At 65.2% G+C, this 13,540-nt stretch carries 15 protein-coding genes; 7 read left to right on the top strand and 8 right to left on the bottom strand.

Translation table 11 applies throughout. The features are described from left to right. The first annotated feature begins 213 nt into the window (after nt 1-213). Both AB4Z42_RS28240 and AB4Z42_RS28235 read left to right on the top strand, forming a co-directional pair. Nucleotides 214-1,557: an MFS transporter gene (locus tag AB4Z42_RS28240; protein ID WP_442012551.1), complete on the top strand. Its 1,344-nt coding sequence runs from the start codon at nt 214-216 to the stop codon at nt 1,555-1,557. 30 nt (nt 1,558-1,587) lie between these two features. After that, nucleotides 1,588-2,469, top strand: coding sequence for a LysR family transcriptional regulator ArgP (locus AB4Z42_RS28235; RefSeq protein ID WP_442012550.1), 882 nt, complete (start codon nt 1,588-1,590; stop codon nt 2,467-2,469). A gap of 4 nt (nt 2,470-2,473) precedes the next feature. Here the strand turns inward: AB4Z42_RS28235 and AB4Z42_RS28230 are convergent, their stop codons facing one another. Then, complete coding sequence (locus tag AB4Z42_RS28230) at nt 2,474-3,421, bottom strand: amidohydrolase family protein (protein ID WP_442012549.1); 948 nt, start codon at nt 3,419-3,421, stop codon at nt 2,474-2,476. Next, the gene (locus tag AB4Z42_RS28225; protein WP_442012553.1) at nt 3,418-3,939 is read right to left on the bottom strand and encodes a sigma-70 family RNA polymerase sigma factor; all 522 of its coding nucleotides are present in this window, start codon (nt 3,937-3,939) and stop codon (nt 3,418-3,420) included. Before AB4Z42_RS28225 ends, AB4Z42_RS28230 begins: the two co-directional genes overlap by 4 nt. A 274-nt stretch (nt 3,940-4,213) precedes the next feature. Here AB4Z42_RS28225 and AB4Z42_RS28220 point away from each other — a divergent pair, with 274 nt between their 5' ends. Both AB4Z42_RS28220 and AB4Z42_RS28215 read left to right on the top strand, forming a co-directional pair. Further along, nucleotides 4,214-5,056, top strand: a complete 843-nt coding sequence (locus tag AB4Z42_RS28220) for a helix-turn-helix transcriptional regulator (RefSeq protein ID WP_442012548.1) — start codon at nt 4,214-4,216, stop codon at nt 5,054-5,056. Between the two features lie 100 nt (nt 5,057-5,156). Next, nucleotides 5,157-6,437: an FAD-dependent oxidoreductase gene (locus AB4Z42_RS28215; RefSeq protein WP_442012547.1), complete on the top strand. Its 1,281-nt coding sequence runs from the start codon at nt 5,157-5,159 to the stop codon at nt 6,435-6,437. Here AB4Z42_RS28215 and AB4Z42_RS28210 read toward each other — a convergent pair. Further along, nucleotides 6,388-7,338 carry a DUF808 domain-containing protein gene (locus AB4Z42_RS28210; RefSeq protein ID WP_442012546.1) on the bottom strand — a complete coding sequence of 317 codons (951 nt, stop codon included), beginning with the start codon at nt 7,336-7,338 and terminating at the stop codon, nt 6,388-6,390. The genes AB4Z42_RS28215 and AB4Z42_RS28210 overlap by 50 nt on opposite strands. Nucleotides 7,339-7,375: 37 nt before the next feature. Here AB4Z42_RS28210 and AB4Z42_RS28205 point away from each other — a divergent pair, with 37 nt between their 5' ends. Next, the gene (locus tag AB4Z42_RS28205; protein WP_442012545.1) at nt 7,376-8,281 is read left to right on the top strand and encodes an SCO6745 family protein; all 906 of its coding nucleotides are present in this window, start codon (nt 7,376-7,378) and stop codon (nt 8,279-8,281) included. Here the strand turns inward: AB4Z42_RS28205 and AB4Z42_RS28200 are convergent. After that, nucleotides 8,264-9,679, bottom strand: coding sequence for an NCS2 family permease (locus AB4Z42_RS28200; protein ID WP_442012544.1), 1,416 nt, complete (start codon nt 9,677-9,679; stop codon nt 8,264-8,266). The genes AB4Z42_RS28205 and AB4Z42_RS28200 overlap by 18 nt on opposite strands. Next, nucleotides 9,676-10,122: a MarR family winged helix-turn-helix transcriptional regulator gene (locus tag AB4Z42_RS28195; RefSeq protein WP_442012543.1), complete on the bottom strand. Its 447-nt coding sequence runs from the start codon at nt 10,120-10,122 to the stop codon at nt 9,676-9,678. Before AB4Z42_RS28195 ends, AB4Z42_RS28200 begins: the two co-directional genes overlap by 4 nt. A 51-nt stretch (nt 10,123-10,173) precedes the next feature. Here AB4Z42_RS28195 and AB4Z42_RS28190 point away from each other — a divergent pair, with 51 nt between their 5' ends. Next, nucleotides 10,174-10,812: a TIGR03086 family metal-binding protein gene (locus tag AB4Z42_RS28190; protein WP_442012542.1), complete on the top strand. Its 639-nt coding sequence runs from the start codon at nt 10,174-10,176 to the stop codon at nt 10,810-10,812. Here the strand turns inward: AB4Z42_RS28190 and AB4Z42_RS28185 are convergent. Next, nucleotides 10,787-11,584: an SDR family oxidoreductase gene (locus tag AB4Z42_RS28185; protein ID WP_442012541.1), complete on the bottom strand. Its 798-nt coding sequence runs from the start codon at nt 11,582-11,584 to the stop codon at nt 10,787-10,789. The genes AB4Z42_RS28190 and AB4Z42_RS28185 overlap by 26 nt on opposite strands. A gap of 118 nt (nt 11,585-11,702) precedes the next feature. On the opposite strand from AB4Z42_RS28185, the gene AB4Z42_RS28180 reads away from it, so the two are divergent. Then, a complete protein-coding gene (locus AB4Z42_RS28180) occupies nt 11,703-12,566 on the top strand; it encodes a helix-turn-helix transcriptional regulator (protein WP_442012540.1) in 864 nt (287 codons plus the stop codon). Here AB4Z42_RS28180 and AB4Z42_RS28175 read toward each other — a convergent pair. Further along, nucleotides 12,550-12,924: an NYN domain-containing protein gene (locus tag AB4Z42_RS28175; RefSeq protein ID WP_442012539.1), complete on the bottom strand. Its 375-nt coding sequence runs from the start codon at nt 12,922-12,924 to the stop codon at nt 12,550-12,552. The genes AB4Z42_RS28180 and AB4Z42_RS28175 overlap by 17 nt on opposite strands. 106 nt (nt 12,925-13,030) lie before the next feature. After that, entirely contained in the window at nt 13,031-13,435 is a 405-nt protein-coding gene (locus tag AB4Z42_RS28170) for an STAS domain-containing protein (protein ID WP_442012538.1), read from the bottom strand. Nucleotides 13,436-13,540: the final 105 nt, after the last annotated feature.

The raw sequence follows: 13,540 nt of genomic DNA, 5'->3' as shown, positions 1-13,540 counted from the left end.
CATGGGACGAAGGATGTGCAGGCTCCCGAGCCGACGCTGGGCTCCTACGCCCCGGCCGACCGGTTCCAGGCCGCGGTGCAGGAAGCCAAGATCGGTCCCGACAACGACATCGCCCACGTATCTTCTTCGGTGATCGTCAAGTACGTCACCGACTTGCAACTGCTCGGAATGCTCTAGGCGGTCGCTCGTAACGGCTGTGCAGAAGGGGCACCGATGATCACGCACCTTTCCGATTCGCCCATGGGGCAGCAGACGATGACGAAGGTCACCCGCCGCCTGATCCCGTTCCTGATCCTCCTGTACTTCATCAACTACCTCGACCGCGTGAACATCAGCTTCGCCGGGCCGAACGGTATGAACGAAGATCTCGCGATGAGCGCCAAGATGTTCGGCTTCGCGTCGGGCATCTTCTTCATCGGATACTTCCTGCTGGAGGTGCCGAGCAACATTGCGCTCCACAAGTTCGGCGGTCGACGCTGGCTCGCACGGATCATGCTGACGTGGGGCATCATCAGCACTGCGATCGCCTTCGTGCCCAATGCGGAAACGCTGATCGTCCTGCGCTTCCTGCTCGGCGTGGCGGAGGCCGGCTTCTTTCCGGGAGTGATTCTCTACCTGACCTTCTGGTTCCCCGAAAAGCAACGCTCGAAGGCGATCTCGCTGTTCATGGTGGCGGTACCGGTGTCCACCGCGATCGGGTCCACTCTGTCGTCACTGATCATCGATTGGGGTCACGGCTTCTTCGGGCTCGAAGGCTGGCGTGTCATGTTCCTCATCGAGGGCCTGCCCGCGGTCGCCCTGGCGTTTGTCTGCTGGTTCTACCTGACAGATCGTCCAGCCCAGGCGTCCTGGCTCAAAGACGACGAAAAGGACTGGCTGGAAACGGTATTGGATTATGAGCGGTCGATGGCCGAGACGGGCCGGCACTGGCCGCTCAAGAAGGCCCTGAGCCACCCGAGGATTCTGCTGCTCGCATTCATCTACTTCGGAATCACCTACGGCCTGTACGCGGTCGGTTTCTTTCTTCCGACCATCGTCGCCGGATTCCAGGAGCAGTACGGCACGCATCTGAGCATCATCGAGCGCGGCCTCGTCACATCGGTTCCCTACGCCGTTGCCGCAATCGTGATGGTGCCGTGGGCGCGCCATTCCGACCGAACCGGCGAACGGGTATGGCACGTCGCGATCCCCGCGATCGTCGGGGGTGTGTCTATCCCGATCGCGCTCTACATGACCAATCCCTATCTGGCGATGGTCGCGGTCACCCTGTCCACCTGCTCGGTCATGTGTGCCATGCCCGTTTTCTGGTCGCTGCCTTCGACATTCCTCACCGGACTGGCCGCGGCCGGCGGCATCGCCTTGATCAACTCGATCGGAAATCTCAGCGGATTCAGCGGCCCCTACATCACCGGATGGCTGACCGGTCTGACCGGCGACGCCAAGCTGGCGCTGTGGGTGGTCGGAGCGCTGTCCCTGGCCGCCGCCGCCGTGGTGGTCTACTTGGGCGCCAATCCCAGACCGGATCAGGATGCACCGCTGGAGAAACAGCAGGGCTAATGATCCTCGCTGTGCATTAGCATCACTAATGTGCAGATCGACGGTCAACAGTTAGCGGCATTCGCGGCGGTGATCGAACACGGGTCCTTCGATGCTGCCGCGGCCCGGCTCCATGTCACTCCCTCTGCGATCAGCCAGCGCATCAAAGCGCTCGAGCAGCGGGTCGGGCAGGTGGTCGTGGTGCGGGAGAAACCGTGCACCGCCACGGCGGCAGGCATCCCGCTGTTGCGGTTGGCGGCGCAGACGGCGCTGTTGGAGGCCGAGGCGCTTTCAGAGATGGCAGGCGGTGACGGGTCCTCACCGCGTATTGCGATGGCTGTCAACGCCGATTCGATGGCGACGTGGTTCACCGGTGTATTCGGCGCGCTGGACGGCGTCTCGTTCGACATCCGGATCGAGGACCAGGACCACTCGGCGCGACTGCTGCGCGAGGGTGTGGTGATGGGGGTGGTGACGACCGAACGCGCACCGGTAGGAGGGTGCCGGGTTCGGCCGCTGGGGGTGATGAGGTACGTGCCGGTGGCCGGCCCGTCCTACTTCGAGCGGTATCTGTCCGAAGGCTTCACGGCGCATGCGGTGGCCACCGCGCCGTCGTTGGCGTGGAATCGCGATGACGCGCTACAGGACATGTTGGTGCGCAAGGTGTTCCGTCGTGACATCGCGAGGCCGCAACACTTCGTACCGACAGCTGAAGGCTTCGCCTGCGCGGTGCGTGCGGGCCTGGGGTGGGGCATGTTCCCCGAGACCTCGGCGGGCCCTGCGCTGGCGGACGGCTCGTTCGTTCGCGTGTCCGACGCACACCTCGACGTGCCGTTGTTCTGGCAGTGCTGGAGGCTCGACAGTCCGTTGGTCGAGGCCATCACCGATGCGGTGCAGTCGGCCGCCACCGAACTGCGTCAGCTGGTGCGTTGAGCCTTCAGAGGCGAAACAGCCGCTGCGCGTTGCGATAAGCGATCTTGCCCCGGTCGGCGGGGCTGATCGGCGCCTCGGCCAGAAACCGTGAATGGACCATCGGATCGCCGAAGGGATAGTCGCTGGCGAACATGAGGCGGTCGGCGCCGAACACCGCGATGGCGCACAGCAGCGGCGGAGTCGTGGTGTAGCCGCTGATGGTGATGTGCACGTGGCCGCGGATGACGTCTGCCACCGACGGCGCGGCCGGGTCGGCCTGACTGAGCACCGAGTTCGCCCGCATGAGCGAGAACGGCAGATTCTCGCCCATGTGGCCGACGACGATCTGCAGTTCGGGATGCCGGGTGAAGACACCCGCTGCCGCGAGCCGCAGCACATGCAGGCCCGTTTCGGCGTGCCAACCCCATGCCGCGGTGGCCAGGGCCCGGCCCGTCGGCCCCGGTAAGCCGCCGAAGTACACCTCGGCGACCTGCTGCGGGGGATAGGTGGGATGCAAATAGATGGGAACGTCGAGTTCCTCTATGGCGCTGAGAAATTCATCGAAATCAGGCGCATCAAGGAACCTCCCGTCGGTGTGACCGTTGATCACGACACCGCAGAATCCCAGCTCGCTGATCGCCCGCTTGGCCTCGAGGATCGCCGCGTTCGGGTCCTGGGTGGGCAGCGTGGCCAAGGCGTTGAACCGATCGGGATGCGCTGCGATTGTCTCGGCACAGCGATCGTTGAGGGCTCTGCTCAGCTCGACGGCAGCTTCCGCGGGCACCTGCTGCGATCCCGGTGCGGTGACCGAGAGCACCTGCATGTCGATACCGGCGTCGTCCATCGCCGGCAGGCGATGCTCCTCTACGTCAACCAATTTCGCAGTCAGCGCTTCGCGCGCCAACGGTGCAGGCAACACCTGCTCGACGAGTTCGGCGGGGAGAATATGTTCCTCGAGGGCGATCAGTTTCACGGTGTGACCCCCATTTCGCAGAGAATTCGCCGCAACGTGCGGAGTGCGTAGTGCAGCCTCGACTTGACGGTGCCGTCGGCGATTCCGAGGTCGGCCGCGATTTCTCCAGTCGTCCAACCCAGGACGTACGAACGCGCAACGACCGCGCGGTGATCGGGGGTCAGCTGGGCAAGGGCCTCGTTGATCAGCATCCGGTCCAGTGCGGCATTCACGTCGTCCGGCCCGGCAGGCTCAGGCACGCCGGAACCGTCCGGTGCGCTCACTTCGCGGCGGAAACGCAGTGAGCGGCTCTCGTCGATGATCATGTGCCGGGCGACCGTGAAGAGCCACGACCGTGCCGACCGCTCGCGGTCATTGGCGACCTCGGGATGCTGCCATGCGCGCAGCAGCGTCTCCTGCACGACGTCCTGAGCGCGCGACGGATCGCCGGTCAACCGCCAGGCGTAATGCCACAAGGCGGTCGCATGCTCGTCGTAGAGTCCCTCGACCCCAGCGGAATCCACTGACGTGACTTCCATTTCGGTTATCGCCATGTCCCTGCTCATTCTGAAGTTCCCTACATCGACAATGTCACTGACACGGAGGGAAAGGCAGGTAGCTCCGCAACTAGTAGTGGCAGTACCACTGGCGATGTCCGAGGTCCCTGGCGAGGATTGCAGGTAGCGGGGTAGTCAGAATGGACGACAGCGGGGTCGTCAAGTTTGCGCCGGCGAGCCATTGTGGTTACAGGGACGGGAATCGATCGTTGGAGCGAGCGGACACTCGCTCCACCAAAACCGGTGAGGCGCAACAGTGAAGCACAACGCCGCGGTGATGGGCCAATTCCTAAGGGCGCGCAGGAGTCACCTCGTGCGCGCCGATCTCGGTGTGCCGCCCATCACTGGACGGACGGCGTGCGGGCTGCGCCGTGAGGAAGTGGCCTACCTGGCCGGCGTCAGCATCACTTGGTACACCTGGCTGGAGCAGGGACGCGATGTCACCCCGTCCCGCCAGGTCCTCGATTCGCTCGCAAGAACACTGAGGCTGTCGCACACCGAACACGTGTATCTGCTGGCGTTGGCCGGATACGGCGCGCCTCATCCCAGCGAGGATCCCAATCCCGGCACCGTCCCCGCCGGAATGCGGAGACTGCTCGACGCCCTCGAGAACTACCCGGCGTTGGCGATCGCACCCAACTGGACCGTATTGGCGTGGAACGAGGCCTATGCGGCGGTGTATCCGAACATGGCGACAGTCGAGGTCGCCGACCGCAACTTCCTGTGGCTGCTTTTCACCGATCCCTACCTGCGCGCGCTCATGCCGGACTGGGAACTCACCGGTGTCTACAACGTCGCGTCGTTCCGGGCGGAGGCCGGAACCCGGCTCGACGATCCGCCCTTCGCCGATCTCGTCAGCCGGCTTCAGGAGACCAGCGAAGCGTTCCGGTCCGCCTGGGAAAGCTTCGGCATCGAAACATTGCGCTCCCGCGTGCGACGTTTCCGCCATCCCGCCGTCGGCGACCTGCACATGGAACAACACATACTGGCACCGTCTGACCATCCGCAACTGCGCCTGGTGACCTTCATCCCGGTGCCCGCCAGCGGCACCGCCGCGCGGTTGCGCCGGCTTCTCGAGACGAAGGCCGCAGCAGGATAGGTCCTGTGTGACGTCGACCACTCCCGATGAACAGAACCTGTCTGCGGATCGTATTCACGGTGTAGCCGGTGTCTACGCCGGATCGAACGGGAGGCTACAGATGAACGCACTCCGGATACTCGTCGTCGGCGCCGGTGCGGGCGGGATTTCCATCGCCAGGGGACTACTGCGCGACGGACATGATGTCACCGTCTTCGAACAGCGGCCGGATATGCGGCCTGGCGGTGGCGCGGTGACCATCTGGCCGAACGGAGCAACGGTGCTGAGACAGCTGGGGGTCGACATGGAGGGAGCTGGTCAGTTGTTGTCGACGATGCGGATCGCGACGTCAACTGGTCGCCCGCTGGTCAGCATCGCTGTGAAGACGATCGCGGAGAAGCTGGGCGGCTATGTCCGGATGGTTCCGCGCCGCGTGTTGCTCGACCGCCTGCTGGAGGGCCTCGCTGCCGACCGCATCAAGTGCAATTCCCGTGTGGTCGCAGCGTTCAACACACCCGACGGGGTGCGGATCGAGTTCGAAGACGGCAGCTTTGCGGACGGGGACTTGCTGATCGGCGCGGACGGTCTGCACTCAAAGGTCCGGCTTCTCGCTGGGGCGAAACCGGCGAAGCCGACCGGCTGGTGTAGCTGGCAGGGTCTGATCACCGCGCCGCACATCGCGGAGACCGATGTCGCAGAACAGATCATCGGCCAGCATGGAAGCCTGGGCCTTTGGCCCGCCGGTGGCTGCGACCTCCAGTGGTGGTTCGACTTGAGGTGGTCGCCGGACTTCGTCAGACCCGAACGACCCATCGAGGTGATCCGGTCCAGCTTCGCCGGCTGGTCGGAAAGGGTCGATCAAGTACTCGCGACGTTGACCGATGATGATCTGGCGGCCTCGCCTTTCCCGCATTATCGGCATCCGATTCCCCGCGCGCCGCGACTGGCCGCGGTGACATTGCTCGGCGATGCTGCACACACGATGCCGCCCGTCCTCGCGCAGGGGACCAATCAGGCACTCCTCGACACAATGGTGTTGTGCAAGGCACTTATAGACTTACGCAAGAGATCCGACCGCGGCAAAGGGGACATCCCCAGCGCGCTGCGATGGTATGAGAAGACCCGCAGACGCAGGCTGGCGGCCGTGTCATGGCTGGCGTCGCGGCCGATGTCGCAGACAGAGTCGGTGCTGAGACCCGCGATGGTTTCAGACTCATTCGCCACGCATGCGATGACGGCGTTTCTCTACTCGACAAGCCATCGGCGGATATCCGTGGACGTCGAGCGGGACCTGATCGATAGAGACGCAGTTGGTGCGACACCCCGTGAGGCGAAGCCAGAATCGCTTGAGTTCAGTGCTTTTCGCCGTCGTGCTTCTTGCCGAAAGGCAGCACGTGCATGATCGCCACCACGATGGCCCCGACCACCAATCCGATGACGGCGGACGCCGCGGTGTTCACCAGCCAGGCCAATATGCCGCCGATACCCTCGGCGACCGCACGGTGCACCAGGTCTTCGAAGTGGTGCACGAAACCGTAGGGCGCATGCCAGCCCAGCGTGTCCGTCCCGAGCAGAAGGATGTGGCCGCCGACCCAGAGCATCGCGACGGTACCGATGGTCGACAGCGCCGACAGGAGTTTGGGCATCGCGGCGACCAGGCCGCGGCCGACCTTTTGCGCGAACTTCGACGAGCGCTGCGCGAGGTTCAGTCCGATGTCGTCCATCTTCACGATCAGCCCGACGACGCCGTACACGGCGATGGTGATGACGATCGCCACCACCACGAGAATGATGAACCGCGACCAGAAGGTCTCGCGCGCAACCTCGTTGAGCGCGATCACCATGATCTCGGCGGAGAGGATGAAGTCGGTGCGGATCGCTCCGGACGTCATCTGTTTCTCCGCGTCCTCGCCCGCGGTTGCGGTCGGTGCGGCGTGAGCTTCGTGCCCCGATATCCAGCCCCAGACCTTTTCGGCGCCCTCGTAGCAGAGGTAGGTGGCGCCAAGCATCAGGATCGGTGTCACCAGCCACGGCACGAACTGACTGAGCAACAGGATCGCGGGCAGGATGAAGATCAGCTTGTTGCGCAGCGAGCCGATCGCGATCCGCTTGATCATCGGTAGTTCGCGGTCGGCCGTGATGCCGTGCACGTATTGGGGTGTCACCGCGGTGTCGTCGATGACGACGCCTGCCGCCTTGGCGGTCGCCCGCCCGGTGGCGGCGCCGATGTCGTCGACCGATGCGGCAGCCAGCCGGGCCAGCGCGGCAATGTCGTCGAGTAGTCCGAACAGGCCCGCGCTCATCGCGTGTCCCTCATGGTGTGGAGGTTACCCTGAGCGAATGACCAGTGCTGATGGGGAGTTTCGCTTGGCACGGGTGCTTGCGGGTGCGCTGGAGGCGTTCGCAGGGCAGGTCTATTTCGCTCCCGAGGCCCACGCTGGGTACCGCACGCTCGGGTTCTCCGACAGCCCCGGACGCGTCAGGGGTGTCGCGATGCCCGACGGGCCCGCGTACTTCTGCAGCCGTGGTTCGCTGCTGGGTCAGGTGCCCGGTGAGGTCGTCTCGGCGGCGTTCGCCGTCTTCAATCCCGCGGTGGTCGTGCCCGCCGTCGAACATGGTTGGTCACTGACCGCAGCGGAGACGATCTGCCGCGCGAGGGACGAGGCGGCCACCGGTCAGCTTCGGCGGATTCTCGGGGACAATCCGGACGGCGCCTCGGCGCTCGCGAATCTCCTGGGACCTGTCAGCGGCTCGCTCGCGGTGGCGGGGCGCCCACTTTATGCGGGTCTGCTGAAGGCCGACGTGCCCGACGACCCGTTGGGCGCTGCGTGGCGCTACGCCGACCGGCTGCGCGAATTCCGGGGAGACGCACACACCGCGGCGTGGACCTCGGCGGGCTACAGCGCCGTCGAGATCGGGTTGCTGACCGAGTCGTACTGGGGACTGCGGCTGAAGACCTATGTCAGGTCCAGGGGCTGGTCGGACGCCGAACTCGACGCGGGAATCTCCGAACTGGAACGCCGCGGGCTCATCGCGGACGGCACGCTGACCGAACAAGGCAGGCGGGAACGCGAGGCGCTGGAGGTCAACACCGACAGGCTGTGTGCACCGGTCCTCGACGGTCTCGGCGACGGCGTGGGTGAGGCGGTCACTCTGCTTCGGCGGTACTCGGATGCCGTACGCGAGGAACACGGTTATCCCGCCGCGGGCCCGCACGATCTCGGTGGGTCACATTCCGAGAAGTGACTCGATCCAACCGCGTGCGAAGTAGACCAGGAAACCCGCGGCGACTACCCACATCAGCGGGCTGATCTCGCGGGCCTTTCCTGCAGCCGAGCGTGTCACCACCCACACGATGAAGCCCACACCGATGCCATTGGCGATCGAGTAGGAGAACGGCATGGTGGCGACGGTGAGCACGACCGGCAGCGCCACAGAGAAGTCGGAGATGTCGATGTGCCGCAGGTGAGCGGCCATCATCACGCCGACGACCACCAGCGCCGCCGCGGCCACCTCGGTCGGCACGATCGACGCCAGCGGCGTGATGAACATGGCCGCCAGAAAGAGCACTCCCGTAACGAGGTTCGCGAGACCGGTGCGCGCGCCCTCGGTGATACCCGCCCCGGACTCGACGAACACGGTGTTGGACGACGCCGACACCGCCCCGCCGACCACCGCGCCCGCGCCCTCGACGATCAGCGCCGAACGCACGCGCGGGAAGGTGCCCTGATCGTCGGCGAGGCCGGATTCACGTGCCAGCCCGGTGAAGCTGCCCATCGCGTCGAAGAAGTTCGCGAAGACCAGTGTGAAGACGAACATGACGACCGCGATCGTGCCGATGCGGCCGAGGCTGCCGAACAGGCTGAAGTCGCCGGCCAGCGACAGATCCGGCAGTGCGAACGGTGACCCCGAAAGCGCAGGCACCGACAGGCTCCACCCGCCGGGCTTATCGACCGCCGAGCCGAGGTGCCAGATCGCCTCGATGACGATAGCGACGACTGTTCCCGCGATGAGTCCGATGAGGATGGCGCCGCGAACCCCGCGCACGATGAGGATGCCCGTCACCAGAAGCGTGAACACGAACACGACGGTGGGGATCGTGCTGATGTCGCCGGAGCCGCCGAGGCCAAGGCCCACCGGTGGCGACGCCTCTCCCGTCGATCCGACGAAGCCGGCATCGATGAGCCCGATGAACAGGATGAACAGTCCGATACCGGCGGTGATCGCGATTTTCAGCTGCATCGGCACGGCGTCGAACACGAGTTTGCGCAGGCCGGTCGCCGCCAGCGTGACGATGACGAGCCCGTTGATGACCACCAGCCCCATCGCCTCCGGCCAGCTCAGCGAGCCGACCAGCGTGGTGGCGACGAACGAATTGAGGCCGAGGCCCGCGGCGAAGGCGAACGGCAACCGGCACATCACGCCGAACAGGATGGTCATGACACCCGCGGCCAGGGACGTGACGGCCGAGACCTGGTGGAATCCCAGCTCGTTGCCTGTGACGTCCTTGATGCCCGACAGAATGATCGGATTCAGCACGATGATGTAGGCCATCGCGATGAACGTGACGACGCCGCCACGAATCTCGTTGGTGACCGTCGATCCTCGCGCCGTGATCTCGAAGTAGCGATCGAGCCGATTCACTCTTCGACCTTAGGGTTATCGCGGATGCGCGTCATTTCCTGCAGTGCGCGCAGGAACCCCCGGCGTTCGTCAGCCGAAAGGACCGAAAGCCAACGTTCCTCGCCGCGCTGGATGCCCGCCTGTACCCGGTCCTTCACCTCTCGCCCCGAATCGGTGATGGCCAACAGGCGCACCCGCCGGTCGTCGGGGTCGGCGCGCCGCTCGATGTGCCCCTTCGACTGCAGTTCGTCGAGCGTCGGGATGATGCGTGTCTTGTCGGCGCCGATCGCCTCGGCGAGCGCGGCCTGGGTACGCACGGGCGACTCGTCGAGCGCCAGGAGCACGGCGTAGCCCCACATCGACAGGTCGTGCATCTCGAGTACCGGAAGTTCCGCGGCGATCAATCCACGAAGCAGGGGAGCCAGCATCGCCGCGAGGTCGGGACGCTTCGCCTTGGACGGCATGGACGAATATTAGACATTGACCGATTATCTACTTGCGCATATCGTAAGCATATGCCTACTAATGATGATCTTCGCAAGGTTCACCACCGCGCCGTCTGCGCCTCGGTCGATGTCGTCGCATCGGTGACGGTCGGCGACCTGGATCGCCCGACTCCGTGTGCCGGCTGGAACCTCGCCGACCTGCTGGCGCATATGACCGTGCAGCACAATGGATTTGCCGCATCCGCCCGCGGGCACGGTGCCGATCTCGCCGTCTGGCAGCCGGCCCGCGTAGCCGATGCGGTGGCCGCCGACCCCGTGGGCGTCTACACGGCCGCCGCCGACGATGTGCTCGAGGCGTTCAGTGCGGAGGGTGTGCTCGACGCGGCGTTCGCGCTGCCCGAATTCGGCCCCGACGCGGTGGTGCCGGGTGCGACGGCGATCGGGTTTCATTTCGTCGACTATGTCGTCCACGGCTGGGATGTCGCTCGCAGCATCGACATGCCCTTCTCGCTGCCTGCCGACGTGGTGAGCGCCGTGCTGCCCATCGCCCTCGGCGTGCCCGACGGCGATTTCCGGGCAGCCGAGGGCTCCCCGTTCGCCGTCGCCCTTCCTCCCGCGGACGGGGCGAGCGACCTCGATCGCGTACTTCGCCATCTCGGTCGCTCGCCCGCCTGGATTGCTGCTACGAAGCCTGCCCCGTCGGCATGATCGTGAGCTGTTGGATGTTGACGCGCGGCGGCTGCGCCGCCAGGAAATTGATCGCTTCGGCGACGTCCTCGGACGCCAGCACGTCGAACTGGCCCTTGGCGTCGGCGATCCATTCGGTTGCCCCGGCGTCGGTGACGTGGTTCGCCAGCTCGGTTTCGACGATGCCGGGCTCGATCGCCGAGACGCGGACTCCCTTGGCTCCGAGTTCCACGCGCAGGGTGCGCGACATGTGCGTCACGTAGGCCTTCGTACCCGCGTAAACCGCGAAGTGCGGGAAGATGTTCTGCGCCCCGATCGACGAGGTGTTGATGAGGTCGGCCACGCCTTTGTCGGCGGCCGACGCAATGAGCTGCGGAACGAACGCCCCGATGGCGTGCATCAACCCGCTGATGTTCAGGTCGATCTGTTGTTGCCACTGATCGAACGGCAGTTCTTCGACCGGGGCCGGGAGCATCACGCCTGCGTTGTTGAAGAGCAGGTCGACGGTGCCCAATTCGCTCGCCACCCGCTCGGCCGCCGCGCGCACGGCCACGGCGTCGGTGACATCGACCGCGCTGGCCAGCGCCGTTCCGCCGGCTTCCTCGATTTCGGCGACGAGCTTGTCCAGACGGTCGGCACGGCGCGCCAGCACAGCGACCTTGGCGCCGGATGCGGCCAGCCTCTTGGCCGTCGCCGCACCGATGCCCGAGGATGCGCCGGTGACGACAGCGACGCGTCCGGTGAGAGTGGTGTTGGAGTTTGTGTGAGTTGAATTGCCGGTTGAGTTGGTCATGCCCTCATCAACATCGCGACAGCGCGATGCTTACCGCGTCGTCGAGCCCTGCCCTGCCTAGGTCCAGCAGACCTATGTTGGCGTGGCTGCGGGTGCACACCGGCCTCACACTGGAGTCATGGACCACAACGCCGAGCTGCGGGACTTCCTGCGCACCCGCCGCGCGCGCCTGAGCGTCGACGACGTCGAGATCGGTGGCACGGGACGGGTGCGCCGGGTGCCCGGCTTGCGCCGCGAAGAGGTCGCCCAGCTCGCGGGCGTGAGCGTGGACTACTACAGCCGCTTGGAGCAGGGCCGCCATCTCAACGTCTCCGACGAGGTCCTCGATGCCGTCGCCCGTGCCCTTCAGCTCGATGACACCGAGCGGACATACCTCTTCCGGATCGCCAAGACGAATCCCCGCCGAGTTCGGAGGCGCGCACCCGCACCCCTTCAGCGGGTTCGGCCCGGCATACGCCGCATCCTCGAGATGCTCGACGACGTCGCGCCGGCATTCGTCTTCGGGCGGCGGATGGATGTGCTGGCCGCCAACAGACTCGCCCGTGCGTTGATGACGGATTTCGAGACGCTGCCACCGCGGGAGCGAAACCTGTTGCGGTACACCTTTCTTGACGAGTCGACCCGTGAACTCTTCGCGGACTGGGACGAGGTTGCGCGCGACAACGTCGCAACCCTGCGCCTCGACGCCGGGCGTCACCCCGACGATCCCCAGCTCGTCGAGCTGGTGGGAGAACTCTCGGTGAAGAGTCCGGAGTTCCGTCGCTGGTGGGCCGACCACAACGTGCGCGAACGCACCCACGGCACCAAGCGATACCACCATCCGCTGGTGGGCGATCTGACCATCGAATACGAAGGCGTCGCGGTTCTCGGTGATCCCGACCAGACATTGTGCATCTATACCGCCGCGGCGGGTTCGCCGTCGGAGTCGGCATTGAAGCTGCTGGCCAACTGGACCGGAGGGGACGTCAGGGCGGATCGATGAGCGTCCGGAGCCGCTGCGCCGGGTAGACCGACGCGCCTGCGGCGCGGACACGCTCGGACAGCGTGCGATCCGAGGTCGCAACCTGGATCTCGTCTGGGTCTTCGGCGGCCAGCACCAACGCGACGATCTCATCGTCGGCGGAGTTCGCCGCCGCCTTCGGCGCATGCGCGATGGTGATGACCGACGATTCGACCGGCGGCGACAACGGCTGTTCGAAGACCACGGTCACGTCTGCGCCCGCCGTGGAGGCCCAGCGCTCGAGGCGCTCGATCAAATCGGACATCGCGAGTCGGCGGTTACGCCACCAACCGTCGGGGCGGGACCCGATGACGTTCATGCCGTCAACGATCCAGCGCATACCCCTATTGTGCGGCGATGGCGCGGCGCGTGGTGCGAGTCGGATGCCTGCGGCCGAGCAGGAATGCGAGCCAGCGAATGTCGAGAAGCATGTGACGTCCTTCCTGCTAGGCGATCTGCTGAGTCATCAGCGGGAACATGTGACGACGTTCGTCGATGCTGTCCGCGAAGTGGTGGAGTGCGTCGGGTACCGAGTCGGCGACGGGAAAGTTCAGCCCGGAAGCCTCGTGGATCACCGGTCCGCTGGCGATCAGCGACCACTCCACATCGTTGCAGAAGCAGCGCTCGTCGACCGCGGACAGCAGCGAAAGTCCGTGTGCTGAAAAGGAATCCACACCGCTGAGGTCGAGCACGAAGGGCTTCTCCGCGATGATGAACCGCAGCGCCAGAGCGGTGACCTTCTCGATGTTGGAGTCGTCGACCTCGCCCTGGACCGTCACCACGGTGGCCAACTGACGGCACACCGTACGGAGCTGTGCACCACCACATTCGAATGCTGGATTGCCGTACATGTGTGCCTCCTCTCGATCACTTGTCCCTCAAGGTAGTGAGCCAAAGTAAGGCAACCGGGTGCCTACGCTAATACTTTCGTAAGAACATATTCCGATCGGAAAAGC

Origin of the sequence: Mycobacterium sp. 2YAF39 (genome assembly GCF_052114565.1) — a bacterium.
Lineage (GTDB): Bacteria > Actinomycetota > Actinomycetes > Mycobacteriales > Mycobacteriaceae > Mycobacterium.
The sequence above is the reverse complement of the archived record's forward strand: the minus strand, read 5'-3'. Positions and strand labels throughout refer to the sequence as shown.

Excerpts from the sequence above, each read along its gene's own strand:
- AB4Z42_RS28180 (WP_442012540.1), top strand. The coding sequence starts at position 11,703 with ATGGACCACAACGCCGAGCTGCGGGACTTCCTGCGCACCCGCCGCGCG.
- AB4Z42_RS28195 (WP_442012543.1), bottom strand. The coding sequence starts at position 10,122 with ATGCCGTCCAAGGCGAAGCGTCCCGACCTCGCGGCGATGCTGGCTCCC.
- AB4Z42_RS28225 (WP_442012553.1), bottom strand. The coding sequence starts at position 3,939 with ATGGAAGTCACGTCAGTGGATTCCGCTGGGGTCGAGGGACTCTACGAC.
- AB4Z42_RS28205 (WP_442012545.1), top strand. The coding sequence starts at position 7,376 with ATGACCAGTGCTGATGGGGAGTTTCGCTTGGCACGGGTGCTTGCGGGT.
- AB4Z42_RS28210 (WP_442012546.1), bottom strand. The coding sequence starts at position 7,338 with ATGAGCGCGGGCCTGTTCGGACTACTCGACGACATTGCCGCGCTGGCC.
- AB4Z42_RS28185 (WP_442012541.1), bottom strand. The coding sequence starts at position 11,584 with ATGACCAACTCAACCGGCAATTCAACTCACACAAACTCCAACACCACT.
- AB4Z42_RS28170 (WP_442012538.1), bottom strand. The coding sequence starts at position 13,435 with ATGTACGGCAATCCAGCATTCGAATGTGGTGGTGCACAGCTCCGTACG.
- AB4Z42_RS28240 (WP_442012551.1), top strand. The coding sequence starts at position 214 with ATGATCACGCACCTTTCCGATTCGCCCATGGGGCAGCAGACGATGACG.
- AB4Z42_RS28190 (WP_442012542.1), top strand. The coding sequence starts at position 10,174 with ATGCCTACTAATGATGATCTTCGCAAGGTTCACCACCGCGCCGTCTGC.
- AB4Z42_RS28215 (WP_442012547.1), top strand. The coding sequence starts at position 5,157 with ATGAACGCACTCCGGATACTCGTCGTCGGCGCCGGTGCGGGCGGGATT.
- AB4Z42_RS28175 (WP_442012539.1), bottom strand. The coding sequence starts at position 12,924 with ATGCGCTGGATCGTTGACGGCATGAACGTCATCGGGTCCCGCCCCGAC.